The following is a 25,923-nucleotide window of genomic DNA, read 5'->3' on the forward strand; positions in this document are numbered from 1 at the left end:
ATGCTGGCTATCATCATGCACCTTGCCACGATTGTCGCGATTTTGTGCCGAAAAACGCTCGGAGGCGATGGTTGGAGCTTATGCGGAATTTGGGGATTTTGCCCAGTCGGTGCTGGTCGGGATCAGTTAGCAGGGTCATAGGTGGACTGTCTTGCGACAAATCCTGCGTGAGTCTTACGCCCGCCCCTGGTTACGTTTGTTGACTTGGGAAGTCATGCCGAATTGTTCAAATAGGGGATCTGTGGAGTCCACTTGCGAATAAAAACTTAAAAATAATCCATATCTGTACTATCCTCTAAGCACCACCCCGCGACAAAGGAGCCCAAACCCATGGCGACTTCCTCCATCACGCTCAACGCACAGCAACAATTGGACTCCCCGGACGCGGGTCGAGTCGCGTTGAAGTTTTTCTTCAACCTCATGGCGCTCTGGGGCTGCAGCGTCGAACAGCAGCGCACATTGCTGGGCAAGGTGGGAAACACGACCTTCTACAAATACAAACAGCTGCCGGAAAACGTGAAGTTGCCTCGCGATACGCTGGAGCGCATTTCCTACCTCATGGGTATCCACAAGGCGCTGAGCATTATCTTCAGCAATAGCCGGGACCGTGCTTATCAATGGGTCAGCAGTCCGAACACCGCGGCACCGTTCAACGGCCAGTCGGCGCTGTCCTACATGCTGACCGGACGAGTGGTGGACATCGCCGATGTGCGGCGATACCTCGACGGAGTGCGCGGTTAATGGTGCCACCACTGGCGGACCCGCAATGGAAACGGGCCTATCGGATCGTCAACAGCAGCTTCCCGCCGATTTCGCTGTTTGAAGACGTACTCGACCCCGAAGACCTGCCCACGGCCTACGCCCTGGAAGCGCTGACCAACGATCGGCTGATGGAACAAGCCGGCGTGCTGTCCCGGGTCCGCCCCGAGGATCGCATTTCCGGGCCCGGCTCCTCTCCGGTGATGGCGGCGTTTACCCACATCGGCAAAAGCAGCCGCTTCAGCGATGGCACCTTCGGCGTCTACTACGCCGCCAGCAGCCAGGAAGCCGCCATCGCCGAGACCTGCTACCACCAGGCGCGATTTCTTGGCGCGACCAACGAGCCAGACCTGGAGTTGACCATGCGCACCTACGTCAACAAGGTCGTCAAACCTCTGCACGACATCCGCCACGACTACCCCCACCTCCACAACCCGGACCCTACCGCCTACGGCCCGTCCCAAGTGTTTGCCCGGCAGCTGCGTGAAACCCTGTCGTGGGGGCTGCTGTACAACAGCGTCCGCCTGCCCGGCCACGAATGCGTGGCCGCGTTTCGCCCGCCGGCGGTTTCGATTCCGACGCAGGGCAAGCACATTCGGTACGTCTGGAGTGCCCAGAAGCGGGAGATTTCGTTTGTGTTTGAGGTGAGTCAGGTGTGAGTCAGGCTTTTAGGGTGTTTTATGGCTGGGCAATAATTATTGCCCAGCCATAATTTTCAATAATTCGTGAGTATTGAAAGTAGAGGCTGCTGTGCAGCCCAGCGGGAGCAAGCTCCCTCGCCACAAAAGCGCCGATTGATCAAATCTTGAACTGCTGCACCGAAGCCTGCATCGACCCCGCCGCATTGTTCAATTGATCCGCCGTTTGCGTCAGGGTGTGAATCGAGCGGGTGTTCTCACGGGACTGCTCGGCAATCGACTCCACCCGCTGGGCCATCTCATCACTGGCCTTGGATTGCTCGGCAATGGTCTGGGAAATTTCCTCCACCACTTCGGCCGCATGCCGGGCACCGGTGCGGATTTCGCTGATGGACACCCCGGCCTGCTGGGCCAGGTCGACGCCTTCGTCCACGCGGCTGACGCAAGCCTGCATGTTCGCCACCGCGTCCCGTGCGCTGGACTGGATGCGCTCGATCATTGCGGTGATTTCCTGAGTGGACTGGGTGGTGCGCGCCGCCAGGTTGCGCACCTCGTCGGCCACCACCGCAAAACCACGCCCCGCCTCACCGGCACGGGCGGCTTCGATAGCGGCGTTGAGCGCCAGCAAGTTGGTTTGTTCGGCGATGCTCTTGATCACCTGGATGATGGAATGAATGTCCTCGGACGACGCGTCCAGCGCCGTGATCTTGCTGGACGACTGGTTGACCACCTCGGCGATCCGGTTCATGCCTTCCACCACGCCGAGAATCACCTGGCCGCCGCTGCTCGCCAAATGCTCGGACTGTGCTGAAATCGTCCGGGCGCTGTCGGCGTGCTGATGGATCTGGCTGATATTCGCCATCATCTGCTCCATGCTCGCCGCCATGCTGGTCGCGCTCTGGGCCTGCTGGTCGGCGCTGGACACAATCTGCCGCGCCGTATCGCCCAAATCCCGGGACGTGCCGTGCAACTCATCGCTCTGGCCGCGGATCGTAGCGATCATCTGCCGCAGATTGGTCTGCATCTGCTCGATCACACCTTGCAACTGACCCAGCTCATCCTTGCTCTGAGCCCCCATCGAGCGCTGCAGATCCCCTTGGGAAATCGCCTGGGTATTGAGGATGATCTTGTTCAGCGGCGTAAGCACCGCCTTGAGCAGGCTCCACGATAACAGCGCCAGCGCCACGCAGGTGGCCAGTAACGTCACGATCAGCCAGCGCTCCGAGGTGTGAATGCTTCGGTCCTGATGCTCGCGCGATGACTGCGCCTGGTTCTCGATCAGTTCGCTCACCGCCTCGTTGCGCTCCTCCAACGCCGAGAACGCCCCATCGAACTCCGCCCGCAACGCCTGGCCATCCTGGGCACCGTTCAGGGCCTTGCCGATGACTTGCTTGGCTTTATCGATGTAGGTTTCGACCTGCGGCTTGAGCTCGCCAATCGCCGTGGCGACATCCCCAGGCAACTTGGCCTCGGCATTTTCGGCGATGACCTTGCGCATCCGCTGCGTATGTTCATCGAATGCCTCCAGCACCTCCTTCGCCCCCTGGGCATCCCCCGGCTTCACCAGCAGAGCGGCGAGCACATCGGCACGAATGGCGTCGTGCATCATGTCCGCCTCCATGTGCTTGCGCATGGCCGAAATACTGGTCTCGTTCTGCACCAGGGCCTCGGTCATGGAGTGATAACCCCACAACCCGATACCGCCGAGCAACAGCGCAAAAGAAAGACTGACCAACCCCGAGCCTATGACCTTGGTGCGGATCTTCATTGCTTACTGCTCCTTGGAGCGGGGGGAATTCTGGGAAAGTGTAGTCGAGCGCCAGCCGAGCCTTGGGACAGGCCAAGCTCTTATCTGAGGCTATCGGCGGGGGAGTTGATTAGATGAATACGCCGCAAATTGTTTGGGCCAGGGACAGGGTGAACCTGTGGCGAGGGCGCTTGCTCCCGCTGGGCTGCGAAGCAGCCCTTCTTTAACTGCCCCGGCAGACTAAACCCAATGCTGCCCCGCTCAGTGAGCAGCATTGCGCCTGCGGTTCTTAAGCAGGATTACTCCCCGGCGCCTCCAGCACCTTCACCACATCATCGATGACGGCCTTGCTCATATCCTGTAGATAACACGACGCCCAGGCATATCGATCCGTGCTGCGAATCATCGCCGCGTCCTCGGCCAGGACCTTGGCGACGTGGAGCAGGTCGGAGGCGTGGGACAGGGCTTCGCCGATGGGAATGCCGCTGTTGACGCGGAATAGCGGGCGGTCGGAGTGGTAGCAGAAGGGGGTTAGGCCTGGGGTTTTGAGGTCTTGCGGATTTGGCATTGTCTGGCTCCTTGACTTGAAAGAGCTGCCACCGACCTTCTCACAGGTTGGGGTGGCAGCCATGCGCGGGGTGAGAATCCGGCAATCAAGGCAACCGGTAGACCCGAAGGTCTCCCACGCACAGCCGCCATAAAACGACATCGCAGACGAAAAAAAAACGCCGCGATGGGATTATGGGCGCTTTTGCGCCTTGATTGCTTCGGGTTCTCACGCCCGGTCGCTGAATTGGCAGCGACGTTCAGAGAGTAGCGGGCGATTGGGTAGGGTGCAATCGTGGCGCGATGCTGGCGGGTGAGGTTTTGGTATTTTTATGGATAGGCAATAATTTGCGTCGCTGTCGAAATAGTCGGCTGCCGACGCGCGAGACAAGCGACTGGAGGAAATTCCAATGGATGATGGATGCGAGCAATTTCAGCAGGACGTGTTCGGCCCTGAACATCAAATGACAGAGCCAGAAGCCTTGTCAAACCGGGGCCAGTTGCCCTCAGAGTCGGTCCTAATGAGAGATGATGTAGCCTTGATCCATAAGGTGCGAGAGCGGCTTGCGGCCCCACAACGAGTTAAAGTTTCTATGAATGATCTATAGCCCTGAATTCGGTGGGCAGGAATGACACAGTCTGTACGGACCGGACACAGTCGGAAGGGTACCTTCCAATGAAATTTTGAGGGTAGCTGTCCCGGTAGTTGATTTCAACTGGTGACCCTCTTCGTAATCACCAGCCTTTGGCGTCAGTCTTCCATAGCTCAGGAAAGCCCATGCGCTGGAAGTGCGCGACGCCATACCTTTCCTCCATTGACGCCAGCCTCGCTTTGAAGGTGCCGTTAAATCCTATCGAGCTCAGCAAGACATGAATCACTGTAAGCGAGGCGTAGACCGTCTTGTTATCGGTGAACTTGATGTCTTTGAGCTTTAGGTTGGTGGGAGAAACCCCAAGTTTAACGTCGATGAACCGGTCGTGATGAGCAGCCATATTCCGAAGCACGGTTAGTGCATGTAGCCAGCTTTCGAACACTTCCACCTGTGTGATACCGAATTTTGACGAGATGACTCTGCGGTCAACCGGGTCTCTGAGCATTGCGAAAATTTTCGACCAGGTACCCAATGTCACGCATTCGCTCATCGCCCAGCTGGGCGGCAGGTACGGGTCGTCGTAGCTCTCGTAGTAGGCTTTTATATAAAGCCGGGATGAGGCCCGTTCCACCTCTCCCTCGATTTTCGACAACATTTGCCCGATGCCAGCGCGTCCTTTTGGGGCAAATATGTCCGTTTTCAGGTACCAGTGCGGGGAGTACTTGAGGCTCAGCAGGTTACAGATCACGGTGCGAACGGCGACCTCCAGCCTTTCCACGGACTCCATGATAATGGCGCGAATTTCTCGATCGCACTCGTAACGCTGACAGATAAGCTCAAACGTTGTATTAGGCAGGAAGTTTTTGGTGGCGGGGTCTTGGAGCTGATACCAATAGCCCTTCAGTCGGAAATGCCCCACGTACGAGATGTATTTCAGGGCAAGGTCGTCGTCGTCAACGATCAATCCTTGCGTCTTCAGCTTGGCGAGCAGTGCCTGGGGTGTGAAAGCGGTTTTCGCAAATGGGAGCTTTGCTGCGGTAGCCTGCTTGGCCATGGTCAAACTCCAGGCAAAAAAAACTCGCCTTTTGCACGCCTGCTTTGGGGCAGGACCCTACCCGTTGGATAGGACGTGTGGCGAGTGTGTTGAGTCAAGGTTATTCGTCTTTGACAGAGGGGTCAATCACTTTGGTGGGATCTGACAATCGCTTTAGGGCAAAGCGACGTTCGGAACCTGTGACGGGTACTCTGCCCGCAAGGCGCCCAGCGGCGCTATGCGCAATGCTGTTCTCGTGCAAGACCACTGTTTTCATATACAGTTGTGATCCGTTATGGCCCGTGATTTACCCCCATTCCGGCCTGTGACGAAGGCCGAACTGCGCTACATCTGGACCAATCATCCCGAGAACCGACGATTGGTGCTCGAAATTGAGTGTTACAGTCGTGTGATCGCAGAAATTGACGTTTTGTACAAAACCACGCACCAAGCGTGGCGCTATCACTTAGGTGGCAACCTGACCGCCCTCCATCTCCTTCAGCAAATCATGACCGCAGAACGCCAGCGCTTACCTGCGGAGATCGTTGATGCGGATCAACCCTAAGACGAAGGGGGGGTATCAGTTTGAGTCAGGTGTTTTTTTATATTATCTGAAAGATGAGCGCTTCCCATTAGAAATAAGTTGTTTATAAGGTCTAGTGTGAAGTACATGGAGAGCCAAAAAGAAAACCAGCTAGCGAGTCTCAAATAGAGGTGGTCGATAAATATTTTCTGAAATATTCCAATCGCGATCGTTGCGGTTATTATAATTAAAGGAAGTGCCATTTCTGTGTTTAGCAATAGTACGGAGCCAGATTTGTTGTTCTCCTTGTTATAACCCTCGAAACCGTTCTGAAGGTCTTGAACAAATTTTCTATCCAGAGCGAATATTAGTGCATACACCCCGATTCCAAAGCCTAGGAGGTTAGGTAATATGCTAGTGGCTAGTTCGCCTGGGGTGACCTCTACCTTGTAAGAAAGGTATGAGCAAGGGAGGAGTGAGTTGATAAAGTCGGGCATTAGCAAGATGGCGACGCTAAGGCAGATAAAGAATGGGAAAAAATAAATTTTTATCCATGCCAAGATCCCAGCAAACTGATCGTCAGCTTTAACGTCTCCATCGTAAGCGTAGGAGTTGAAAACCTTCAGTATTACTCCGATAATTGGGATTTTAGTAAGTAATCTAAACATTGCTGTTATCTCCTGTGTCGACTCCACCTATTCGACGAATCTCCACGATCACTCTGCGTCGCATCTCTGCAGGCTGTTCATCTTTCTTTTGTCTTAGCTTTATTTTTAGCGGATAGTTTGAAGAGGCATAGCGCATTAATTTGCCGCCAGCTTCAGTTAAGTAGGCTAGTGACGTTTGGCCATATTCTACGGAGGCTTCTACAAGTTGCTTTAAAAAAGCAGGTAGCGTCGGCATCGCGGTATCTTTAGAACCGGTTGAGGCTTAAACTTTTAGATGGTGGACGTTATTGTCCTTTAGCTCTTGTAGTTGACTGCCTAGTCTATGACCATTTGGAAATGTGAGAGTGGTCTTAACAGATTTATAGCCGGCGGCAGTATTAAATATCTGTTCCAGCTTCGTGGGGTCTGAGATTAAGTTGATTTTGAGGATGTGATTGGGAAAAAGCGTGTCTGCGATTTTTCCGAAAATGCTTTCAAAGATATTTATGCAGACGTCGGGTGAAGGGAGTTTTCCGGAAACTTCCTGAATTGCCAGTCTATGAGTTTGGAAGTCGAAGACATAGTCAAACGAATGTCTATTTGCTATCGGGAAGGTGCCTTTGGTTGCTGTGAATAATTTCGTGTTGGAGTACAGGTCCTCGATATCCTCGCCGAGGTTATATTTCAACCACTCTCCGTACGCATGGTCATCGGTTGTGATTGTGCTTCGAGGTGCCATGTATGCATCGTTTAAAAGAGAATAAGAGATTGTATCAATCTGCTTTTTCTTGAAGGCGTCCACAGTTAAGTTATGTAGCCCGTCTAGAAGTCGTTTATAGCCGACTATGCCAACTTCTCTGATTTTAGTGGTGTCCGCTGGCAACAACTGAACGTTAAATACGATGAATGACGCCATTTGCTTCTTCCTTGATTAGCAGCTTGCTGCCGGGGGGGGGGGGTGGTGGCCAATTCGTATCGTACCAGATCAGTTCATGTGCAAGCCCGCTTTAGCCAAAAAGCCCCGCCACGCCTGTGGGCTAGATAGGTCTCAATTTCTGCACACCTGCACCCGTTCGCTAGCAGCACCCGGCTGGGCTTCTCCTGAGCAAATAGGATTAGAGAAAGCCCTACAAAACCCCGCACGTCCCACTGCTTTTTTCGAGCGGAGAAGAGTGCAATCCTGAGGTCATTTTTCAGGTGACCCATGGGAAACAGGTAATTTAGGTGTAGACAGGTTAGGAATCAGCCGGAGCCGGAGCCGGAGCCGGAGCCGGCGTGCGATGCGGGTTTGAGCACTTACTTGGCAGCAGCTTTTTTGAGTAAGGAGGGGGAGTAATTTTTTTGCTAACTATCTGAATTATAAAAAATTATATTTTTGATTTCTGTCCTAGCTAAAAGGTAATATCATTACTATGTATATTACTAAAAACTTACCTAGCCAGATCCTCTACAAGCCTTGTCTTACCTGCCTTTCAGGAGGATAGAGGAAAAACTTACCAAAATACCATTTTCCCCGTGGGTCAACAGAAAACGGGCTCGGCTTTAAATGGAGGGTGGCAGCAGGCTCTTGCTTCTCCATCAGTTCTCCTGCGCTCTGCATCAGCCGAAACTGACACGAAACGCTCTCAGCGCACACTGACACTTCGGAACCCTGAAGTAGTGAAGCGGCTGGAGTGAAAGAAGCTGCCGGGAGAAGATCGAAGTTATAACACCGCCACTGAAAAGATTTTTCTCCTTAAAAAATTAGATATATACACAGACATAAAGGTACTTAGCATCATGCTTGCCATGCTAACCCACTTGTTAATATCTAAAATATCGATGAAGTAAGCAATACACATAGATACCCCGCCCATTGTAAGGAGGTAGGTGACGGCGGCGAACAAAAAAAGTAGGACTTTTGCAATAACTCCTGAGTGCCTTATGCAAGCCCAAATGGCCAGCATAGTTCCTACAAGTAATATATGGGTCACAGCCCAAGTGAGCCAAAACGGGATATGCGAAATAGGAAGTCTTGATGCCTTTGTCGACCTTTCAATCGGCGAAATAGCCACATAGAATCCAGAGCGAGGTTCAGGTTTAGCCTTCGTGATAGCTGGTAGACCCACGATGCGGCTGCTGACGCCTGAAATCATTACCGGAGATCTAGAAAATATTTCAATGAAGAACCGGTCGCCTGGATTAAGCAGTAATGAAGAAACAGCTAAACCATTCTGAGTCTTCGACAATTTAACGTCTAGATTCGCTGGGGTTGAAAAAACAGTTTTGTAAGATAAGACGGACTCAGAGTTAGAAATATGAATGGATATTGGGCTGTCGAAATCCTCTCGCTTTATTGGAAGCTTGCCAGTGTTTGCTATTGCCAAGGTCAAAAATGAGCCGGTGCTGACATCTATTCCTCCATAAGAAATTTTGATGTCTGGCCAAGTGCGATCTAGAGAGTCTAGGTTGGTAAGCTCTCGCGTTGACAATACTTCGTAGCTAAGCTCCTTTTTATCGGAGAAATAAGCGCTCCAGTAGGGGCTAAAGATAAATAACGCTATCGGCAGTATGAAGGAGGCGAGGGCGCCGAGGATTTTGGACTTCAAGCTGCGCTCCTTGCTGCGAGGCCGATAGAGAGTGGACGTCTGTAGCAGGCAGCAAGGAGATGGAGTGCTGCGGGAGGCTGTTCGACGAGCACCTGCTAGGGTGTTGTTACGTCAGTTGTTATGCCTAACGCATAAACAAAGGGCCTGCATCGCTGCAAGCCCTTGTTTTGTATGGTGCCGGCACCAGGAGTCGAACCCGGGACCTACTGATTACAAGTCAGTTGCTCTACCAACTGAGCTATACCGGCGTGTGGGCGACGATTATAGCGATTGGGTGCGTTCTGTAAACCCCTGAATTCTGACTATTTTTGCACTACCTATACTCAAGCGCGGTGCAGCAGGTTGCGCCGTTTGTTCGGGGCTCGTCAGGTGCGGCTGTTTTGCATGGCGTGGAGTTGGGCTTCGGCCTGTTCGGCGCGTTGCAGGGCGGCGCTGATCTGTTGGTCTGCGTCGTTGATGGGGCGGCTGAATTTGTGGCCTTTGCAGAGTTGGAAGCCGTCGAGGTTGCACGGGGGGGGATGTCGAAGGCGGGTTTGAAGGCCAGGTGTTCTTCGGCGAGGTAGTAGGTGTTGATGCCGCGCCACGGGCGTATGTCTTCGAAGTTTTGCGCGTAGGAAATGAACGTCACCGCCAGTCCTCGAGTGTGTCGGCATTGCCTCAATCGCGATACGTTGGGCTGTTGTATGGCACGGGCACGGTTGACGCAATTAATGGCGCGGAGCAGCACTGAATTCGGCGGTTATGTCGTTTTGCTTAGACGCTTATGCACAACGGGCAGGATGAGGCGCTGGGCATCTTGCGATTTTGTGACCGCTTTCGCGTTTCGTCGCAAATGACTGTTTTCATGGTTTTTTATCCATATGAACAAAAAATGACCAATGCTGATTCGGTCAGGAAATCACGGATTTCTTGGATCCAGGTTTATTTCATCAACAGAGTTATCCACAGGCTGTTTCGTCTCAGTAACGCTCTGCCAACAACAACAGATTGCGCGGCGTCAGCGGGGTTTCGCAGAAGGTGCCAAGGCGAACGTCATAGCCCTTTTGCGTGAGGAAAAGTGCTCGGTCCAGCACCAGCCAAAGCTCCAGTGGCCGTCGGAAAAGGCCTCGCAGCAACTCCAGGTTACGCACCTCGGCCAGGCGCTGATGGCCCGCTGCTTCCAGGGCGAGCCAATCCGGCGTGCCGACTGTGGATAAGTCTTTCAGGGCCGCCAGGTCGGTGCAGTATTGGGCGAAGGATTTATCCAGCCAGGCGCTGGGCAATGAGGGCGTGGGCAGGTAATCGTCGCGCCCTCTGATTTGCCGTTGCAGCAGGTCGAAACCCAGGCGCCAGGCCATGGATTGGTCCCGTTGTCTTCTGACGCGCGCGCCAGCGGTGATGGTTTCGGTCTGCGGCAGGCCGAGATCGTCGAGTGATAGCCGTAGGGCTGAGCCTTTGGCCGCGTCGGACAGCGCTTGATAATGCTCGCTGCTGATGCGGTTGTAACAGCATGGCGCGATAGCCAGTTGTGCACAGCCAGCTGCGCTGGCCAGGTGCATCAGGTGCACGTGCAGGTCGCCGCAGGCGTGCAGGGCCACGGGGGTGTGTCCTGGATGCAGCGCCAGGGCCGCGTCTGCCGCTAGTACGTCTTGTTGCAGGTGCGTGGCGGGCAGGTGATGGCGCTGGCTCAGTTGTTGGCCGCTGGCGACCAGTGCGGGGTCGTACTCCAGGCAGGTCAGTTGTTGCTCACCGTGCAGCAGGCGTCGACCGAGGTGGCCTTTGCCGGCGCACCAATCGAGCCAGTGAGTCGGCTGGGTGGTGAAGTGCAGGCGACTGGCGAAGGCTTCGATCTGCTGCCATTTGCGGCCGGGCACATCGACGTTGAGGCGATGGCGTGGCGCTTCGAGCGTGCTGGCCGGCAATTCAGCAACAGCGCTCAGTGCGCGGGAGACAGCGGCCAATTCCGGGAATGGCGCTGCCGCGTTTTCCATCAACCACGGCTGGTGATGATCGTTTTCCGCCGCTTCCAGCGAACGCTGGCGTAGCCATTGGGCCAATTCCGGGTGAGACGTTTCCCAAGGCAACTGCAGATGGGTGAACGGACGCGGTTTCCACAGTGCCTGTTGCGCTGTAAGAAAAACGTCCAACGCCGTGAAGCGGGCGAGCAGTGCCTCGCCCGTCAGGACGTCGCTGTCAGCGTCCTTGGCAGGCATCGACGCGCAACCAGCGTTCCAGTTGCTTGAAACCTTGTACCAGGACGAAGGACATCAGCAGGTAGAACATGCCGGCCGCGAAGAAAATCTCCACCGGCATATAGGTCCGGGCAATGATGGTGCGGGCCATGCCGGTGAGTTCCAGCAAGGTCACGGTACTCGCCAGGGCGCTGGCCTTGAGCATCAGGATCACTTCGTTGCTGTAGGCCGGCAGGCCGATGCGCGCGGCGCGGGGCAGCATGATGTAGAACAGCGCCTTGGGCCGCGACATGCCCAGGGCCCGCGCGGCTTCGATCTCGCCCTTTGGGATGGCCTGGATCGCGCCGCGCAAGATCTCGGCGATGTAGGCGGCGGTGTGCAGGGTCATGGTGGCCGTGGCGCACCAGAACGGATCCCGCAGGTACGGCCACAGCGCGCTGCTGCGCACGGCATCGAATTGCGCCAGGCCGTAGTAGACCAAGAACAGCTGGACCAGCAGCGGCGTGCCACGGAAAAAGAAGATGTAGGCGTAGGGCAATGCCCGCACCTGCCACAGGCGCGAAGAGCGGGCGATACCCAGCGGAATCGCCAGCAGCAGCCCGGCGATCACGGCGATGGCCACCAGCTCCAGGGTCAGTGTGGCGCCTTGGGCCAGCTTCGGCAGCCACTTGATGATGACGTCCCAGTTCATTGGGTGCTCCTGGTGAATCCACGGGCGGCGCGTCGTTCCAGCAAGTGCATGCCGATCATGGCGAGCACCGTCAGCCCCAGGTACATGAAGGCTGCGACCATATAGAAGGTGAACGGTTGCTTGGACACGGTCACGCCGATTTGCGCATGGCGCATGATTTCTTCCAGGCCGATCACCGAGACCAGTGCGGTGTCCTTCATCAGGATCATGAACAGGTTGCCCAGGCCGGGCAGGGCGATGCGCCACATCTGCGGCATGATCAATCGGGTGAAGATCCGCCATTTCGACAGGCCCAGGGCCACGCCGGCTTCGCGATGGCCCTTGGGAATCGCCAGGATCGCGCCGCGAAACACTTCCGTGGCGTAGGCGCCAAAGCACAGGCCCAAGGCAATGACCCCGGCGGCGAAGGCGTTGAGGGCAAGCTCGGGGTTGCCGAAGTATTCACCCAAGGCGCGCATCAGGTTGACGGTGCCGAAATAGATCAATAGCACCCAGAGCAATTCCGGGATGCCGCGAACCAGTGTTGAATAAGTGCCGCCCAGCCATTGCAGCGACTTGTATGGCGAGGTCTTGGCCAGGGCACCGAGCAGGCCGAGTACCAGCCCCAGGCCTAAGGCAGAAAGGGCCAACTTGACGGTCATCAGCGCGCCGGCGGCGAGCGCTGGGCCGAATCCGTAGAGATCGATCATCATGGGTGTGTGTTCATATCGCGGCAGGCTTTGCTAAGGGCGGGCGCTGCGCAATAGCGGGCGCCAGCCAGGCACGTCAGGATCAATAGATGCTGAACGGGAAGTACTTGTCGTTGATTTTTTTATAGGTGCCGTCGGCAACAATTTCTTTCAGCGCTGCGTTCAGTCGGTCACGCAGTGGATCGGCCTTGCGCACGGCGATGGCGATCTTGTCGCCCTCTACCACCGGGTCACCTTTGAATTCGTAAGCACGGCCAGCGTCGGTTTTCAGCCAGTCGTAATTCACGTATTTGTCCGCCAGGATTGCGTCAACGCGGCCGGAGATGAGGTCCAGGTAGGCGTTTTCCTGAGTGTCGTAGAGTTTCAGTTCGACGCCTTCCATGTTGTCTTCCATCCAGGTGCCGGCGAGCGTGGAGCGTTGTGCACCGATGACCTTGCCCTGGAGAGACGCTTTATCGATTTTGAAATCGACGTTTTTCGGTGCGATGAATTGCAGTTTGTTGGAGTAGTACGGGTCGGTGAAGTCTACGGCTTGCTTGCGTTCTTCGTTGATCGACAGCGAAGAAATCAGGAAGTCGAACTTCTTGGCCATCAGGGCGGGAATGATGCCGTCCCAGTCGGAAGTGACCACTTCGCACTCGACTTTCATCTTGGCGCACAGGGCGTCGCCGATGTCTTTATCGAATCCTACGACCTGGCCGCTGGCGTCCTTGTTGTTGAACGGCGGATAGGCCGCTTCGATGCCCATCTTCAGCTTTTCCGCCGCCATGGCATTGGCCGAAAAGACCAGGCCGGCAACTGCGGCCAGGAGGAATTTCTTGTAGGTCTGCATCAGTACTGCTCCGTTAGCGGTTGCTGGACATGAATTGTTTGCAGCGCGCCGAAAGCGGGTTCTCGAAGACCTGCTGTGGCGATCCTTGCTCCTCGACCAGGCCTTGATGAAGAAACACGACTTCGCTGGAAACCTGACGGGCGAAGCCCATTTCATGGGTGACCAGCAGCATGGTGCGTCCTTCTTCGGCCAGGGCGCGGATCACACTAAGTACTTCCTGAACCATTTCCGGGTCAAGGGCGGAGGTGGGTTCGTCGAACAGAATCACCTTGGGCTGCATCGCCAGTGTGCGGGCGATGGCGGCGCGTTGTTGCTGGCCGCCAGACAGTTCGGCCGGGTAGGCGTGGCGTTTGTCGGCGATACCGACCTTGGCCAGCAGCGCTTCGGCCACTTCGACGGCTTCGGCCTTGCTCTGGCCCAGCACCCGGCGCGGCGCTTCGATGATGTTATCGAGCACGCTCATGTGCGGCCAAAGGTTGAAGTTCTGGAAGACAAAACCGATCTCGCTGCGCAGGCGGTTGATCTGTTTGCCGTCGGCGGCCACCAGTTCACCGTTCTTTGCGGCCTTGAGCTTGAGCGCTTCGCCGGCCACCAGGATCTGGCCCTGGTTAGGGTTTTCCAGCAGGTTGATGCAGCGCAGGAACGTGGACTTGCCGGACCCGGAGGATCCGAGGATCGAGATCACATCGCCGTCGCGGGCGGTCAGCGAGACGCCTTTGAGCACCTCCAGCTGTCCGTAGCGTTTGTGCAGGTTGCGGATTTCAAGCGCGGGCGTGGCCTGGGCCATGTGCGGTCCTCATGGTATGTGCTCCCTTGCTGTTGGCTGCCTTCCTTGGCGAGGCGGCCAAGCTAGCATGCGTCCGAATGGCAGCCAACAGCGCTACGGGCGGTAAACCGGTGATGTGCGGCAGGTTGTCGCATCGGCGCAGCAGACTGTCGCGCCATCAACAACCGAACGGCCGTTTGAACCTGGTTACCGATAAAAAGTCCGGGGAGTCGCGTAAAAAAAGGCGCGATGGTGCCAGCTTTGGGCGGGGGTTGGAAGGGTTAACCGGATGAGCGTTCGTGTTGTGCCTGTTTATTGTCCTGGGAGGGGATTATCTGAATTCCTCTATTCCAATCCGCAGTGTGGGCAAGTTCCAATCGGTCTAAACCCATGTGGACGATTAATAATCACACAAGAAGCCTCAATTGGTTTTTTCCAGAGAGCGGGAGTTTCCATCATGAAATCCCTCCACCATTTGTTGTTGCCTTTCGTTGCCATCAGCATCCTGCTGTTCCCCATCGCCCTCAACGCCACCAACCTCGCGCCCATCGACAACACCGGCGTGCAGGTCCAACCCATGCAGCAGAACGGCATTACTTACCTGTCGGGCGGTATCGGTGAGGATGAAGCCCGGGCCATCGGGCAGGCCCAGGGCTACAACTTGCACATGACATTCGCGGTTGGCCCGGAAAACAAATACATCCCGGATGTGGAGGTCACCGTCCAGAACGCGTCGGGGCAAACGCTGCTGACGCTGGATGAGGCCGGGCCGCTGGTTTATGTGCAACTGCCGCCGGGCAAGTACAACGTGGTGGCGACGCGCAACGGTGAGGCGCGGCGCGACACTGCTGAGGTAGGCAGTGGGGCCGCGCGCAACCTGGTGTTCCATTGGAACAGTGACGAATAGCCGGCCGGCTTATTCGCTGGCGGGTTCTTCCAGGGTCTGGCGGTAACGGTCCAGCGCCTCGCTGAAATCCTTGATGAACTCCGGTGTGCTGAGCCAGCGCTGGGCGGTCTCGCGGTCCATTTCATCGACCCACATGCGGTAGTCCACCAGCATGTCGGCGGCCAGGTTGGTCGCCGCCATGCTTTCATTTTCGGCGTTTTTCAGGTCGAGCAGGCCTGGGCGCTCATTGATCATCACGCTCAGGGATGCGAGCAGCGTATCGAGCATTTCACTGCGGCTGATGGCCTCGGCTTCGCGCAGTTTGGCGAACAGTTCCAGCACGTAGACCGGCGGCTGGGCGGTGGCGTGGGCCGGGTCGCCATACATCGGGATCGATTTGCGCCCGGTCATGCGGATCTGTTTGGCTTTGTCTTTGGCGCGCTTGGCGCGTTTTTGCTGTTTGTTCAGTGAGGCCATTGGGCTTCGGTTTCCAATTCGTTAGGGGAGGTCCGCAACACCTGGATTGGGGAGGAATGGGCTGCGGCCGGTGACGTGCAGGATAGCGTTCTTGGGGTAGGCGCTGCTGAAAAAACACACTAAAGGCGGTTATCGGGTGTCGGCTGTCACGTCTTCAAGGCGCGCCCGTTCGCGATCCAGCTCGTTGCGCAGCTCTTCTTCCGTGGGCAGCACCAATTGGTATTGGCTGGCGAACAACTGTTCATGGCCTTGCAACACGGAATAACGCACCACCGAGTCGTCTTTGCGCGCACAGAGAATGACGCCCACGGTAGGTTTGTCGTCAGGGCCGCGCTTGAGATCATCGTAGAGACGTACATACATATCCATCTGGCCGATGTCCTGGTGGCTGAGCTCGCCACGTTTGAGATCGACGATCACAAAGCACTTGAGCAGGTAGTTGTAGAAGACCAGGTCGATGTAGAAGTCTTTGCTTTCGGTGCTGATGCGTTGTTGGCGGGCGACAAAGGCGAAGCCTTTCCCCAGTTCCAGAAGGAAGCCTTGTAGCTGGTCGATCAAGGCCTGTTCAAGGTTGGTTTCCAGCAGCGTGCCGGTATTGGGCAGTCCTAGGAACTCAAGGACCACCGGATCCCTGACGATGTCCCTGGGACCGAAATCCAGTTTCTCAAGATTGGCGGCCGCTTCCTGCTCTACCGCAGGCCGGTCGCGGCTTGCCAGGAGACGTTCGTAATAGAACGTGCCGATCTGTCGTTCCAAGGCGCGGGTGGACCAGTTTTGAGTGACGGCTTCGTTCATGTACCAACGGCGTGCATTCGCATTTTCGACGCGTAGCAGCGTTCGATAGTGAGTCCAGCTCAATTCGTGACGCAGTGCGTCACAGATTGGAAACGCCTGATAAAAGAGACGCATGTAGCGCAAATTTGAAGCATCAAACCCTTTCCCAAACCGCGCCGTCAGCACTTTCGCCAACGACGGTAGCAACCTTGCGCCGTAAGCCGCCCGTTCGGCGCCGCCCTGTTCGAATTCGATGATATGCCGGCCGATCTGCCAGCAGGTTTGTACCTGGAGCGTATCGACGGCACGCAGGACCTTCTGGCGTGCCTGGCGAATCAGCTCGCCGAGTTCGTTGATCAAGGGGGCGAGCTGTGGGTCATCTTGAGGCAGCAGTGGCGTCATCGCAGTGTCCAGCCATTGAGAGGGGCGGACCGCAAGGATGCTCCTGGCGACGTTTCGATGATGCCGGACGGGGCTGATTGCTTGGGAGGAAAAATAGCTGATTGACGCAGGACGGGTATGACGCCGTCCCATGTTGGTTGACCTTGGCTTGTAGGAACTATTCCCGCAGCCTGTCAGCCACTGCGAACCCCTTCGCCACAAAGCGCTTGGCGGGTGACAGTCAGACCTTACCTTGCGCCAGTGCCTGGGATGCAGCCACATAATCGGCCTGGAATTGCTTGCTTTCCACCCAATCCAGCGCGGTCTGCTCATCCACACCGGTGGTCAAGCGGCGGTATTCGATCAATGCGGTAAAGATGAAGTCGGTCGCTTCTTCCTCTCCTTCCTGCTCCAGCACCAACTCCAGCAGTGGATGCCCCAGGAAGGCGATGCACATGGCCTGCTGGCTGATCTTTTCGGCAGCGCCCATGAGTCGGAACATGTCCGATAGGTCCACGGTTTCCAGGTCGATGCGCTCGTCGTTCGGGTCGAGGAAATCGTTCGGCGCAGCAGCACGCTTAGTACGGTTCTGCTTGGCTTTCGCCTTGGCGCGCTGGCTGCGCTTCTGCTGTTTGTTCGCCGATGACATGGTCGGATTCCTGATGGATAAGGCCATCTATCCTACAGCTTCAACGCGCACGCTTCGAATCTCAATCCACGATGAAGAGCGTAGCCCCCGATGAAGTGGAGGAACGATGGGGTTCGGCCTGGTCGGCGACCTGGTAGCTCATGCCGGGCTTGAGCAAAAATTGCCGACCGTCTTCGAGTTCAGTATTGAGCTCGCCCTTGAGGCAAAACAGGATGTGGCCCTTGGTGCACCAATGGTCGGCCAGGTACCCCGGCGTATATTCCACCATCCGCACGCGAATGTTCCCGAACTGCTGGGTGCGCCAATACGCGGTTCCAGTGACACCTTTGTGTTCGGTGGGCTCGATGGTTGACCAGTCGGTGGTGCCAAAGGGGATGCCGGTGATGTCCATGTCGACTCGCTTGCTGGAGGGGAGCGGACGAATGTAGCCGAGTCGGTAAGGTGGAGGAAGAAAATCCCGGGCAATAAAAAACCCCGATCAATTGCTTGATCGGGGTTTTCGGTATTTGGTGCCCAGAGACGGAATCGAACCGCCGACACGGGGATTTTCAATCCCCTGCTCTACCGACTGAGCTATCTGGGCAACGGGGCGCATTAAACGGGTTTTTCAGGGGGGCGTCAAGCAAGTTTTCAAAAAATATTTAACTATTACCGTCGCTTACGATCCGCCCCCGTGTTGAACAGCTTATTCGGATGGCGGTACGTAGCCTTCGGCCTTGGCGTAATCTTCGCCGGAAAAGTACTTGTCCATCTCGCCCTGAAGGTATTTGCGATCTTCGGCGTTCATCATGTTCAGGCGTTTTTCGTTGATCAGCAGGGTCTGGTGCTTCTGCCAGTCGGCCCAGGCCTTGGCCGAGACGTGGTCGTAGATGTCCTGGCCCTTGGCACCCGGGAACGGCGCACGTTCCAGGCCTTCGAGTTCTTCTTTGTACTTGCGGCACATGATGGTGCGGGTCATTGCAACTCTCCTGCGTTCATTACGGCGGCCGCGCGTTCGAGCAAGGTTTTGACCGGGGCGGCAAGGCCCAGGCGCGGCGGGGTGGCGAGGTTATACCAGAGCCAGTCGGCCTCGGCCACGTGATGGCCGGTTTCCCGGACCCGGACCAGCCAGGGTTCGATCGCCAACTGGAAGTGGCTGAAGGTGTGCACCAGGCTTGGCATTTCCTGTTGGCTGCCCAATTCCAGCGAGTGTTGCAGGGCCAGGTGCTGCAGGTCGTCGAGGTCGTCGAGCTCCGGCAGGCTCCACAGACCGCCCCACAGCCCCGTGGAAGGGCGACGGTAAAGCAGGATCGCGCCTTCGTGGTTCGCCAGCATCGGCATCAAAGTACGCTTCTTGGGCACTTCCTTGCGAGGCTTGGGAATCGGGTAGCGGGTTTCCAGGCCCAGCATGTGGGCCTCGCAGCCTTGCTTCAGCGGGCAGAGCAGGCAACTGGGCTTGCTGCGGGTACAGAGCGTGGCGCCCAGGTCCATCATCGCCTGGGTGTAGGCGTTGACGCGGTCCTGTGGCGTGAAGCGCTCGGCGGTGGCCCACAGCTGCTTCGCAACCTTGGGTTCGCCTGGGTAGCCTTCCTGGGCGGTGAAGCGCGCCAGCACGCGCTTGACGTTGCCATCGAGGATCGGCGCCCGCAGGCCCATGCTGATGCTGGCAATGGCGCCAGCGGTGGAGAGACCGATCCCCGGCAACTCAGTGAGTTTCTCCACGTCCCGGGGAAATTCGCCGCCGTACTGTTCGACGACGATTTTCGCGGTTTTCTGCAAGTTGCGCGCACGGGTGTAATAACCCAGCCCGGTCCACAGGTGCAGCACTTCGTCCTCTGGCGCAGCGGCCAGGGCTTGGACGGTGGGCAGCGAGGCCATGAACCGGTCGAAGTAGTTGAGTACGGTACTGACCTGGGTCTGCTGCAGCATGATTTCCGAGACCCACACCCGATAGGGCGAGATGGCTTGTTGCCAGGGCAAATCGTGGCGCCCGTGGCGGTCGAACCAGTCCAGTACGGCGGTGGAAAACTGCTCGGCTCTCATCGCTTGAACAGCCCCTTGAGCGCATCTTTGAGTTCGGGGCTGACCTTGTCGCCGAGCTTCTCATCGATCTTGTCGCCGAGACGGTCGCCGGCCAGTTTCGCCGCGACCTTGCCCAGCCCGTCGTTGTCCAGGCGGCAGGCCTTGGCGCCCAGTTCCAGCGGGCCGCGGCAGCGCAACGGCCATTCGACGTCGACGTAGCGTTCGTTGACCTGACAGGCCGGGTCGGGCATATCGCTCTTGTCGCCTTCGACGATGACGCCGATGCGATAATCCATGCCCAATACCCGCAGGTCGATGTCGCCGTTGCCGTTGACGGTCATACCGGGGATGCGGACTTTCAGGTCCGGGTTGTGGGCAACGCCATTGTTGAAGGTGAGATTGCCGTTGAGTTGCTGGAACGGCGTGTCCTTGCCCCGGGGTTCACCGCTGAGGGTCTGGCGATTGAGGGTGGCGATGCCTTTGCACAATTGCTGTTCGAGGTTGGCATTGAGCAGCACGCCATCGTTGATGACGAACCCGGCGGTGCCGTTGAGGCTGTCGATCAGGGCTTTCTGGCTATTACCGCTGGCGGTGATCGCGCTGTTGACGGTGACCAGGCCTTTGACCGGTGGATTCTTGCCTTGGCTTTCGATGATCTTCTCGGCAGGGACCCGGTTGATGCGCGTTTGCAGGCTCAACTGTGGTGTAGGCTGGCGCACGTCCAGGGTGCCCTTGGTTTCGAAGTTGCCGCTGTACAGGTCGCCTCGCAGGTTCTCCAGGGTCAGCAGGCCGCCCCGGCCGGAGGCCTTGAGCGCAGCGTTCTGGATCGGCAGTTTATCGAGGGTCAGTTGCCCGAAGGTCAGGTCGGCATCGAGGTCCAGCTTGCTCAGGCGTTCCACCGGAAACAATCGATCGTTACTCCAGGCACCCTGGGTCGGGGCGCTTGGCAGCGGTGTACTGCCGGCACCGGCCATGGCGCTGGCTTCGGTGTTGCTGACTTCGGCTTCGCGGGCGGCCTTGGAGCTGTCGGCTTCGGCGGACTTTGGCGCCAGGTAGCGGTCGACGTTGAACGTGTCGGCCTTGAGTTGCGCGCGCAGGGACTGCTTGGCGAAGTCCTCCACGGCGATGCGACCGCTGAAGTTGCTGTCGTCCACTTTCAGGTTGATGTCGTTGAGCTCGACACTGGTTGGCGTACCGGCAATGCGGCTGGACAGCTCGACCTTGCTCAGGCTGCCTTCGGCCATGGCGGGGAGTTTCTGCCCGACGCTGTCGACGAACTTCGCCAAGTCGAACTGGGCGATCGATATTCCGCCATTCAATTGCGGGGTCTTGTCGAGGTCGTTGACCTTCAGTTCACCCAGGGCGCGCAGTTGATTGAGCGACAGTTTGATGCCGGTCCACTCGGCGACGTTGGCCGCCTTGTCCAGGAACAGTTGGCCTTGGGCGGCGAAATTCAGGGTCTTGCCCTGCAAGGGGTCGCCGGTGGCTTCGCCGGACAGTTTCAGGTCTTCGAACTTGTAGCGCTGCAGGGCACGCTCGAAGCGCAGTTCACCTGTCACTTCGGTGCGTACGCGCACGGCCGGCTGGTTGCTGGACAGGAAGGCGGTCAGGGTCACCGGGATGTTGGTGGAGTCGTGGACCGGGCCGGTGCTCAGTTGGATGCTCTCGGCGGTGTACAGCTTGCCGGTCTGCTCGTCGGTGTATTCGACCCGGGCGTTGTTCACGGTCAGGCTGTCGATGTCCAGGCGGGTCGGTTGGGCAGGTTTTTCTGCCGGGGTGCCGGTGGGCGGGGCCGGTTGCTCGGCCGGTGCCGGGGTGTTCGCCGTCGTCGCGGAGGCTGGCGCCTTGCCGATGTCTTCCCAGTTGCCGTGCCCGTTCTTGTCACGGTTGAGTCGCAGGTTCAGGCCTTCGACCCGCACATCGCTCATTTGTACTTCCCGGCGCAGCAGCGGTATCACCCGTACCGAAAGACCGAGCATCTGCAGGTCGGCGAAAGGCTGCGTTGGGCTGGCCAGGGTTGCGACGCTGGCGTCGTGCAACTCAAGGCCCAGCCATGGAAACAGGCTCCAGCCGATGTCGCCATTGAGGGTCAGCTCGATGTGGGCCTTGTCGCGGGCTATCTGGCGGATCTCTTCTTTGTAGTCGTTGGGATCGAACAGGTGGCTCAGGGCAAAGCCCAGGGCCACAATGATCAGCAACAGCCCGAGAAGTACCAGACCCAGGATTTTGCCGAACGCTTTCATGGGCGAATCCTTGTAGGTTGAGTTCAAAATTTAGCCGGGAGTATAACGCTGTGGATTGGTGGTGGTGCGTTGGGACCGCAAATCCACTGTGGGGGCGAGCTTGCTCGCGATAACGGTGTGACAGCCAATGAAGGTGTTGCGTGTGCGACCGCCATCGCGAGCAAGCCCGCACACAGTGGTTTCTAATCCTGGACCAACATTAGACCCAGCTTGGCCGCCAGCGCCTGGGCTTGCAGATGCCCGGTCGGCGCCAACAAATGCAGCTCGGCACCGTTTAACGCGGCCATTCGCCGGGCTTCGCTCACCAGCCGTTCAGCCACGCCACGGCGACGGGTAACGTTTCGTACGCACAGGTGGGACAAGCGCCAGGCGTTCTGGTGCCGTTGCAGGCGTGCGGCACCGAGCAGGCGGTCATTGAACCGTGCTGCTACCAACGAGCCTTCCTCAAGGCATTGCGCGATCAGTTGCGTGGCATCGCCAAAGGGTTCAAACAGCCAGGCCGGGGCATCCCGGTAGATTTTCTGCAGGTCCTGTTGGTCCTGACAATTGGCGTCAGTAATGAGCTCGACAACGATGGGCATGAAAATTCCTGAAAAAATAAATCGTTAGCCCCCTACAGAAAGCGAGCAAGCGTGCGATAAGACAGATGGCACGAAAAAGGTGATATCACTTTGGTTTTTCTGCCGCGAGCAAATGGTAACCTTTGCCCGTTCGTCCGTCCTTCTGCGACTTGATGTCGCACACTATGGAGCTTCACCAGAAAATACAGCCATGCCTGCGTGCAATGAAGGCTGAGGGTGAGGCGTGGCTGACGGATCATTCCAATAATTGGGGGATACACAATGAGCACGAGCATCACGGCAGACGGCATCGCCGACCAGCCAGCGTTCCTCTCCAAGGAACGTATCATCGCCAAGCCCGGTTTCAACCGGTGGCTGGTTCCACCGGCCGCACTGGCCATTCACCTCTGCATCGGCATGGCCTATGGCTTCTCGGTGTTCTGGTTGCCACTGTCCAAAGCCTTGGGTGTCACCAAGCCTGTGGCCTGTGCACCGGATATGAGTTTCATCTCGCAAGTCTTTTCGTCCCAATGCGACTGGCCGATCTCGATGCTCGGCTGGATCTACACCCTGTTCTTCATCTTCCTGGGTTGCTCGGCAGCCATCTGGGGCGGCTGGCTGGAACACGCCGGGCCACGCAAGGCCGGCGTTGTATCGGCATTGTGCTGGTGCGGTGGCCTGCTGATTTCCGCGTTGGGTATCTATACCCACCAGATCTGGCTGATGTGGGTCGGTTCCGGGGTGATCGGTGGTATCGGCCTGGGCCTGGGCTACATCTCCCCGGTGTCGACCCTGATCAAGTGGTTCCCGGACAAGCGCGGCATGGCGACCGGCATGGCGATCATGGGCTTCGGCGGTGGTGCGATGGTCGGTGCTCCGCTGGCCGCGGCGCTGATGAACCATTTCGCTTCGCCAACCGGCGTGGGCGTATGGCAGAGTTTCCTGGTCATGGCCGCGATCTACTTCGTGTTCATGATCGGTGGCGCCTTGTCGTACCGCGTTCCGCCGACCGGCTGGAAGCCTGAAGGCTGGACCCCGGCACCGAAGAAAGCCGCGAACGCGATGATCACCCATCGCCACGTTCACGTGAACGTTGCCTGGAAAACCCCGCAGTTCCGTCTGGTATGGCTGGTGCTGTGCCTGAACGTATCCGCTGGTATCGGCATCCTCGGCATGGCTTCGCCACTGTTGCAGGAGGTGTTCGGCGGCAAGTTGCTCGGCAATGACCTGCCTTTCGGTCAGCTGGACGCCGTGCAACTGGGCCAGATCGCGGCCATCGCGGCGGGTTTCACCGGTCTGTTGAGCCTGTTCAACATAGGCGGCCGGTTCTTCTGGGCCTCCTTCTCGGATTACCTGGGTCGTAAAAACACCTATTTCGTGTTCTTCGCCCTGGGCTTTGCCCTGTACGCGCTGATCCCGAACCTGGGTCACCTGGGCAGCGTCGCGCTGTTCGTGGCGGCGTTCTGCATCATCCTGTCGATGTACGGCGGCGGTTTCGCCACGGTGCCAGCCTACCTGGCGGACCTGTTCGGTACGCAAATGGTCGGTGCAATCCACGGTCGTCTGCTGACTGCCTGGGCGGCGGCAGGCGTGCTGGGTCCGGTACTGGTGAACTACCTGCGTGAATATCAACTGAGCATCGGTGTTGAACGTGCCGCGGCCTATGACATCACCTTGTACATCCTCGCCGGCCTGCTGGTGCTGGGCTTCCTCTGCAACCTGATGGTCCGTCCGGTCGCCGACAAGTACTTCATGACCGATGCCGAACTGGCCGCCGAACAGGCGCTGGGCCATGACAAGGGCGCCGACAGCAGCACTTCGCTGGAGTGGAAAGCCGCACCGGGCACCAAGTCCCTGGCGATCGCCGCCTGGCTGGTGGTGGGCATTCCGTTGGCGTGGGGTGTGTGGGTGACCCTGCAGAAGACGGCGGTGTTGTTCCGCTAAGACCGTTGCCCTGACCGTCAGGCCAGGGCAACCCTAAATGTGGGAGCGGGCTTGCTCGCGAATGCGGTGTGTCAGTTAACGATGATGTCGACTGATACGCCGCCTTCGCGAGCAAGCCCGCTCCCACATTTGCTTTTGGGCGACCTTGAAAGCTTGTATGGACATGTCTATCACCGACAGCCCGGGATTCAGCCCGTCAGTGATGTCACCTCTTGTGTTTCTGTTTGCCGCTCGCGCCCCTATAATGGCTGCCTTTTTCGCCCAATGATTTTGCGGAGCTGGTGATGGCCGAACGTAAGGCGTCTGTCGAGCGCGACACTCTGGAAACCCAGATCAAAGCCTCGATCAACCTGGATGGCACCGGAAAGGCCCGGTTTGATATCGGTGTACCTTTTCTTGAGCACATGCTGGACCAGATCGCCCGTCACGGGCTGATCGACCTGGACATCGTCAGCAAGGGCGACCTGCATATCGACGACCACCACACGGTGGAAGACGTCGGTATCACCTTGGGCCAGGCCTTTACCAAAGCCATCGGCGACAAGAAGGGCATCCGTCGCTACGGCCATGCCTACGTGCCGCTCGATGAAGCGCTGTCGCGCGTGGTCATCGACTTCTCCGGTCGTCCGGGCCTGCAGATGCACGTGCCGTACACCCGTGCCACCGTCGGCGGCTTCGACGTTGACCTGTTCCAGGAATTCTTCCAGGGCTTCGTCAACCACGCCAACGTGACCCTGCACATCGACAACCTGCGCGGGCACAACACCCACCACCAGATCGAAACCGTGTTCAAGGCTTTCGGCCGCGCCCTGCGCATGGCCGTCGAGCTCGATGACCGCATGGCCGGCCAGATGCCTTCCACCAAGGGCGTCCTGTAATGCAGACGGTCGCGGTAATCGACTACGGCATGGGCAACCTGCACTCGGTGGCCAAGGCTCTCGAGCACGTGGGCGCTGGCAAGGTGCTGATCACCAGCGATGCCGACGTGATTCGCGAAGCCGACCGGGTGGTGTTCCCCGGCGTCGGTGCGATTCGCGATTGCATGGCCGAGATCCGTCGCCTGGGCTTCGACAAGCTGGTGCACGAAGTCAGCCAGGACCGTCCGTTCCTTGGCATCTGCGTGGGCATGCAAGCCTTGCTCGAGCGCAGCGAAGAGAACGACGGCGTCGATTGCATCTCCATGTTTCCAGGCCAGGTGAAGTTTTTCGGCAAGGGCCTGCATGAAGACGGCGAGCACCTGAAAGTCCCGCACATGGGCTGGAACGAAGTGAAGCAGACGGTGGATCACCCGCTGTGGCACAACATCCCGGACCTGGCGCGCTTCTACTTCGTGCACAGCTACTACATCGCCGCCGGCAATGCGCGGCAGGTGGTGGGCAGCGGTCACTATGGCGTCGATTTCGCCGCGGCCCTGGCCGATGGTTCGCGCTTCGCCGTGCAGTTCCACCCCGAGAAGAGCCATACCCATGGCCTGCAGCTGTTGCAGAACTTCGCCGCGTGGGACGGGCGCTGGTAATGGCCCGCAAGAAACCGCCGATCCTCACCCTCACGCCCGAGCAGGAGAGTGAAGCGAACCGCAAGATCCAGCGGTTCATGGAGGACCGTTTCGAGCTGGACCTGGGCTCGTTCGAAGCGGCGGAAATTCTTGACCTGTTTACCCGCGAAATTGCTCCGCACTATTACAACAGGGCGATTTTCGATGTGCAGACGCACCTTAAAGAAAGGTTCGAAAGCATTGAAAGCGACTTGTGGGCGCTCGAGAAAAACTGATTTTCGAGCCAAGCT

26 protein-coding genes, 2 tRNA genes and 3 pseudogenes are annotated in these 25,923 nt (G+C 57.6%); 9 read left to right on the top strand and 22 right to left on the bottom strand.

The window, feature by feature from the left end:
• Positions 1–330 precede the first annotated feature (330 nt).
• Together AD662_RS01625 and AD662_RS01630 are read left to right on the top strand one after the other, a co-directional pair.
• Positions 331–741, top strand: coding sequence for an MbcA/ParS/Xre antitoxin family protein (locus tag AD662_RS01625; RefSeq protein WP_003196771.1), 411 nt, complete (start codon positions 331–333; stop codon positions 739–741).
• Positions 741–1,418: an RES family NAD+ phosphorylase gene (locus tag AD662_RS01630; protein WP_053185121.1), complete on the top strand. Its 678-nt coding sequence runs from the start codon at positions 741–743 to the stop codon at positions 1,416–1,418. Before AD662_RS01625 ends, AD662_RS01630 begins: the two co-directional genes overlap by 1 nt.
• A 139-nt stretch (positions 1,419–1,557) precedes the next feature.
• Here AD662_RS01630 and AD662_RS01635 read toward each other — a convergent pair whose 3' ends face one another.
• Both AD662_RS01635 and AD662_RS01640 read right to left on the bottom strand, forming a co-directional pair.
• Positions 1,558–3,165, bottom strand: coding sequence for a methyl-accepting chemotaxis protein (locus tag AD662_RS01635; RefSeq protein WP_053185124.1), 1,608 nt, complete (start codon positions 3,163–3,165; stop codon positions 1,558–1,560).
• A 268-nt stretch (positions 3,166–3,433) separates the two neighbouring features.
• Positions 3,434–3,712 (bottom strand): DUF3077 domain-containing protein, encoded by a 279-nt coding sequence (locus AD662_RS01640; RefSeq protein ID WP_024619250.1) that lies wholly within the window; start codon positions 3,710–3,712, stop codon positions 3,434–3,436.
• Between the two features lie 460 nt (positions 3,713–4,172).
• On the opposite strand from AD662_RS01640, the pseudogene AD662_RS30010 reads away from it, so the two are divergent.
• Positions 4,173–4,298, top strand: a pseudogene (locus AD662_RS30010) (type II toxin-antitoxin system RelB/DinJ family antitoxin); the annotation flags it as partial.
• 127 nt (positions 4,299–4,425) lie between these two features.
• On the opposite strand, the gene AD662_RS01650 reads toward AD662_RS30010, so the two are convergent.
• Positions 4,426–5,337: an Abi family protein gene (locus AD662_RS01650; RefSeq protein ID WP_053185130.1), complete on the bottom strand. Its 912-nt coding sequence runs from the start codon at positions 5,335–5,337 to the stop codon at positions 4,426–4,428.
• Between the two features lie 274 nt (positions 5,338–5,611).
• Here AD662_RS01650 and AD662_RS01655 point away from each other — a divergent pair, with 274 nt between their 5' ends.
• The gene (locus AD662_RS01655) at positions 5,612–5,881 is read left to right on the top strand and encodes a hypothetical protein (RefSeq protein ID WP_082308726.1); all 270 of its coding nucleotides are present in this window, start codon (positions 5,612–5,614) and stop codon (positions 5,879–5,881) included.
• On the opposite strand, the gene AD662_RS01660 is transcribed toward AD662_RS01655, so the two are convergent.
• The 10 genes and pseudogenes from AD662_RS01660 to AD662_RS01705 form a co-directional block, all read right to left on the bottom strand.
• On the bottom strand, positions 5,878–6,507 hold the full coding sequence (locus AD662_RS01660; RefSeq protein ID WP_053185133.1) for a hypothetical protein: 630 nt from the start codon (positions 6,505–6,507) through the stop codon (positions 5,878–5,880). The two genes, AD662_RS01655 and AD662_RS01660, sit on opposite strands and share 4 nt — an antisense overlap.
• A pseudogene (locus AD662_RS01665) lies at positions 6,500–7,402 on the bottom strand (DUF4747 family protein). The gene AD662_RS01660 and the pseudogene AD662_RS01665 overlap by 8 nt, the downstream one beginning before the upstream one ends.
• Positions 7,403–8,189: 787 nt before the next feature.
• Positions 8,190–9,074: a hypothetical protein gene (locus AD662_RS29150; RefSeq protein WP_139212979.1), complete on the bottom strand. Its 885-nt coding sequence runs from the start codon at positions 9,072–9,074 to the stop codon at positions 8,190–8,192.
• A 172-nt stretch (positions 9,075–9,246) separates the two neighbouring features.
• Positions 9,247–9,322: transfer RNA gene (locus AD662_RS01675), tRNA-Thr, on the bottom strand.
• 117 nt (positions 9,323–9,439) lie between these two features.
• Positions 9,440–9,651 (bottom strand): annotated as a pseudogene (locus AD662_RS29690) (FkbM family methyltransferase); the annotation flags it as partial.
• A 382-nt stretch (positions 9,652–10,033) separates the two neighbouring features.
• A complete protein-coding gene (locus AD662_RS01685; RefSeq protein ID WP_053185145.1) occupies positions 10,034–11,266 on the bottom strand; it encodes a methyltransferase in 1,233 nt (410 codons plus the stop codon).
• Positions 11,247–11,936, bottom strand: a complete 690-nt coding sequence (locus tag AD662_RS01690) for an ABC transporter permease (RefSeq protein WP_018606351.1) — start codon at positions 11,934–11,936, stop codon at positions 11,247–11,249. The genes AD662_RS01685 and AD662_RS01690 overlap by 20 nt, the downstream gene beginning before the upstream one ends.
• A complete protein-coding gene (locus AD662_RS01695; RefSeq protein WP_053185148.1) occupies positions 11,933–12,628 on the bottom strand; it encodes an ABC transporter permease in 696 nt (231 codons plus the stop codon). Before AD662_RS01695 ends, AD662_RS01690 begins: the two co-directional genes overlap by 4 nt.
• Positions 12,629–12,707: 79 nt before the next feature.
• Positions 12,708–13,457, bottom strand: coding sequence for an ABC transporter substrate-binding protein (locus AD662_RS01700; RefSeq protein WP_018606347.1), 750 nt, complete (start codon positions 13,455–13,457; stop codon positions 12,708–12,710).
• A 13-nt stretch (positions 13,458–13,470) separates the two neighbouring features.
• Positions 13,471–14,244 (bottom strand): ABC transporter ATP-binding protein, encoded by a 774-nt coding sequence (locus tag AD662_RS01705; protein WP_018606345.1) that lies wholly within the window; start codon positions 14,242–14,244, stop codon positions 13,471–13,473.
• A 436-nt stretch (positions 14,245–14,680) separates the two neighbouring features.
• On the opposite strand from AD662_RS01705, the gene AD662_RS01710 reads away from it, so the two are divergent.
• Positions 14,681–15,130 carry a carboxypeptidase-like regulatory domain-containing protein gene (locus tag AD662_RS01710; RefSeq protein ID WP_018606344.1) on the top strand — a complete coding sequence of 150 codons (450 nt, stop codon included), beginning with the start codon at positions 14,681–14,683 and terminating at the stop codon, positions 15,128–15,130.
• 9 nt (positions 15,131–15,139) lie between these two features.
• On the opposite strand, the gene AD662_RS01715 is transcribed toward AD662_RS01710, so the two are convergent.
• The 9 genes from AD662_RS01715 to panM all read right to left on the bottom strand — a co-directional run bounded on the left by AD662_RS01715 (position 15,140) and on the right by panM (position 22,215).
• Entirely contained in the window at positions 15,140–15,586 is a 447-nt protein-coding gene (locus AD662_RS01715; protein ID WP_018606342.1) for a hypothetical protein, read from the bottom strand.
• Between the two features lie 129 nt (positions 15,587–15,715).
• Complete coding sequence (locus AD662_RS01720) at positions 15,716–16,762, bottom strand: PDDEXK nuclease domain-containing protein (protein ID WP_053185151.1); 1,047 nt, start codon at positions 16,760–16,762, stop codon at positions 15,716–15,718.
• Positions 16,763–16,982: 220 nt separating this feature from the next.
• Positions 16,983–17,390, bottom strand: a complete 408-nt coding sequence (locus AD662_RS01725; RefSeq protein ID WP_014336090.1) for a hypothetical protein — start codon at positions 17,388–17,390, stop codon at positions 16,983–16,985.
• Between the two features lie 61 nt (positions 17,391–17,451).
• A complete protein-coding gene (locus tag AD662_RS01730; RefSeq protein WP_014336091.1) occupies positions 17,452–17,781 on the bottom strand; it encodes a DHCW motif cupin fold protein in 330 nt (109 codons plus the stop codon).
• Positions 17,782–17,897: 116 nt separating this feature from the next.
• Positions 17,898–17,973, bottom strand: a tRNA-Phe gene (locus tag AD662_RS01735).
• Positions 17,974–18,075: 102 nt separating this feature from the next.
• A complete protein-coding gene (locus AD662_RS01740) occupies positions 18,076–18,348 on the bottom strand; it encodes an oxidative damage protection protein (protein WP_003196814.1) in 273 nt (90 codons plus the stop codon).
• Complete coding sequence (gene mutY / locus AD662_RS01745) at positions 18,345–19,412, bottom strand: A/G-specific adenine glycosylase (protein ID WP_003196816.1); 1,068 nt, start codon at positions 19,410–19,412, stop codon at positions 18,345–18,347. The genes AD662_RS01740 and mutY overlap by 4 nt, the downstream gene beginning before the upstream one ends.
• Positions 19,409–21,634 carry an AsmA family protein gene (locus AD662_RS01750; protein WP_053185154.1) on the bottom strand — a complete coding sequence of 742 codons (2,226 nt, stop codon included), beginning with the start codon at positions 21,632–21,634 and terminating at the stop codon, positions 19,409–19,411. The genes mutY and AD662_RS01750 overlap by 4 nt, the downstream gene beginning before the upstream one ends.
• 182 nt (positions 21,635–21,816) lie before the next feature.
• Entirely contained in the window at positions 21,817–22,215 is a 399-nt protein-coding gene (panM, locus tag AD662_RS01755) for an aspartate 1-decarboxylase autocleavage activator PanM (RefSeq protein ID WP_053185157.1), read from the bottom strand.
• 261 nt (positions 22,216–22,476) lie between these two features.
• Between panM and AD662_RS01760 the strand changes: the two genes are divergently transcribed.
• The 4 genes from AD662_RS01760 to AD662_RS01775 all read left to right on the top strand — a co-directional run bounded on the left by AD662_RS01760 (position 22,477) and on the right by AD662_RS01775 (position 25,908).
• Positions 22,477–24,138 (top strand): OFA family MFS transporter, encoded by a 1,662-nt coding sequence (locus AD662_RS01760; protein ID WP_018606324.1) that lies wholly within the window; start codon positions 22,477–22,479, stop codon positions 24,136–24,138.
• Between the two features lie 284 nt (positions 24,139–24,422).
• On the top strand, positions 24,423–25,016 hold the full coding sequence (hisB, locus tag AD662_RS01765) for an imidazoleglycerol-phosphate dehydratase HisB (protein ID WP_003186751.1): 594 nt from the start codon (positions 24,423–24,425) through the stop codon (positions 25,014–25,016).
• Entirely contained in the window at positions 25,016–25,654 is a 639-nt protein-coding gene (gene hisH, locus AD662_RS01770; protein WP_018606318.1) for an imidazole glycerol phosphate synthase subunit HisH, read from the top strand. The genes hisB and hisH overlap by 1 nt, the downstream gene beginning before the upstream one ends.
• Positions 25,654–25,908 carry a DUF2164 domain-containing protein gene (locus AD662_RS01775; protein WP_018606317.1) on the top strand — a complete coding sequence of 85 codons (255 nt, stop codon included), beginning with the start codon at positions 25,654–25,656 and terminating at the stop codon, positions 25,906–25,908. The genes hisH and AD662_RS01775 overlap by 1 nt, the downstream gene beginning before the upstream one ends.
• The last annotated feature ends 15 nt before the right edge of the window (positions 25,909–25,923 follow it).

Origin of the sequence: Pseudomonas kilonensis, from assembly GCF_001269885.1 — a bacterium.
GTDB classification, from domain to species: domain Bacteria; phylum Pseudomonadota; class Gammaproteobacteria; order Pseudomonadales; family Pseudomonadaceae; genus Aquipseudomonas; species Aquipseudomonas kilonensis.

What these genes read in the sequence shown, in the direction of transcription:
- AD662_RS01705 (WP_018606345.1), bottom strand. Translation starts at nt 14,244, where the DNA reads ATGGCCCAGGCCACGCCCGCGCTTGAAATCCGCAACCTGCACAAACGC.
- AD662_RS01775 (WP_018606317.1), top strand. Translation starts at nt 25,654, where the DNA reads ATGGCCCGCAAGAAACCGCCGATCCTCACCCTCACGCCCGAGCAGGAG.
- AD662_RS01750 (WP_053185154.1), bottom strand. Translation starts at nt 21,634, where the DNA reads ATGAAAGCGTTCGGCAAAATCCTGGGTCTGGTACTTCTCGGGCTGTTG.
- AD662_RS01715 (WP_018606342.1), bottom strand. Translation starts at nt 15,586, where the DNA reads ATGGCCTCACTGAACAAACAGCAAAAACGCGCCAAGCGCGCCAAAGAC.
- mutY (WP_003196816.1), bottom strand. Translation starts at nt 19,412, where the DNA reads ATGAGAGCCGAGCAGTTTTCCACCGCCGTACTGGACTGGTTCGACCGC.
- panM (WP_053185157.1), bottom strand. Translation starts at nt 22,215, where the DNA reads ATGCCCATCGTTGTCGAGCTCATTACTGACGCCAATTGTCAGGACCAA.
- AD662_RS01730 (WP_014336091.1), bottom strand. Translation starts at nt 17,781, where the DNA reads ATGGACATCACCGGCATCCCCTTTGGCACCACCGACTGGTCAACCATC.
- AD662_RS01650 (WP_053185130.1), bottom strand. Translation starts at nt 5,337, where the DNA reads ATGGCCAAGCAGGCTACCGCAGCAAAGCTCCCATTTGCGAAAACCGCT.
- AD662_RS01695 (WP_053185148.1), bottom strand. Translation starts at nt 12,628, where the DNA reads ATGATGATCGATCTCTACGGATTCGGCCCAGCGCTCGCCGCCGGCGCG.
- AD662_RS01740 (WP_003196814.1), bottom strand. Translation starts at nt 18,348, where the DNA reads ATGACCCGCACCATCATGTGCCGCAAGTACAAAGAAGAACTCGAAGGC.
- AD662_RS01685 (WP_053185145.1), bottom strand. Translation starts at nt 11,266, where the DNA reads ATGCCTGCCAAGGACGCTGACAGCGACGTCCTGACGGGCGAGGCACTG.
- AD662_RS01625 (WP_003196771.1), top strand. Translation starts at nt 331, where the DNA reads ATGGCGACTTCCTCCATCACGCTCAACGCACAGCAACAATTGGACTCC.
- AD662_RS01630 (WP_053185121.1), top strand. Translation starts at nt 741, where the DNA reads ATGGTGCCACCACTGGCGGACCCGCAATGGAAACGGGCCTATCGGATC.
- AD662_RS01635 (WP_053185124.1), bottom strand. Translation starts at nt 3,165, where the DNA reads ATGAAGATCCGCACCAAGGTCATAGGCTCGGGGTTGGTCAGTCTTTCT.
- AD662_RS01725 (WP_014336090.1), bottom strand. Translation starts at nt 17,390, where the DNA reads ATGTCATCGGCGAACAAACAGCAGAAGCGCAGCCAGCGCGCCAAGGCG.
- AD662_RS01700 (WP_018606347.1), bottom strand. Translation starts at nt 13,457, where the DNA reads ATGCAGACCTACAAGAAATTCCTCCTGGCCGCAGTTGCCGGCCTGGTC.
- AD662_RS01710 (WP_018606344.1), top strand. Translation starts at nt 14,681, where the DNA reads ATGAAATCCCTCCACCATTTGTTGTTGCCTTTCGTTGCCATCAGCATC.
- AD662_RS01660 (WP_053185133.1), bottom strand. Translation starts at nt 6,507, where the DNA reads ATGTTTAGATTACTTACTAAAATCCCAATTATCGGAGTAATACTGAAG.
- AD662_RS01640 (WP_024619250.1), bottom strand. Translation starts at nt 3,712, where the DNA reads ATGCCAAATCCGCAAGACCTCAAAACCCCAGGCCTAACCCCCTTCTGC.
- AD662_RS01720 (WP_053185151.1), bottom strand. Translation starts at nt 16,762, where the DNA reads ATGACGCCACTGCTGCCTCAAGATGACCCACAGCTCGCCCCCTTGATC.
- AD662_RS01760 (WP_018606324.1), top strand. Translation starts at nt 22,477, where the DNA reads ATGAGCACGAGCATCACGGCAGACGGCATCGCCGACCAGCCAGCGTTC.
- AD662_RS01690 (WP_018606351.1), bottom strand. Translation starts at nt 11,936, where the DNA reads ATGAACTGGGACGTCATCATCAAGTGGCTGCCGAAGCTGGCCCAAGGC.
- AD662_RS01655 (WP_082308726.1), top strand. Translation starts at nt 5,612, where the DNA reads ATGGCCCGTGATTTACCCCCATTCCGGCCTGTGACGAAGGCCGAACTG.
- hisH (WP_018606318.1), top strand. Translation starts at nt 25,016, where the DNA reads ATGCAGACGGTCGCGGTAATCGACTACGGCATGGGCAACCTGCACTCG.
- hisB (WP_003186751.1), top strand. Translation starts at nt 24,423, where the DNA reads ATGGCCGAACGTAAGGCGTCTGTCGAGCGCGACACTCTGGAAACCCAG.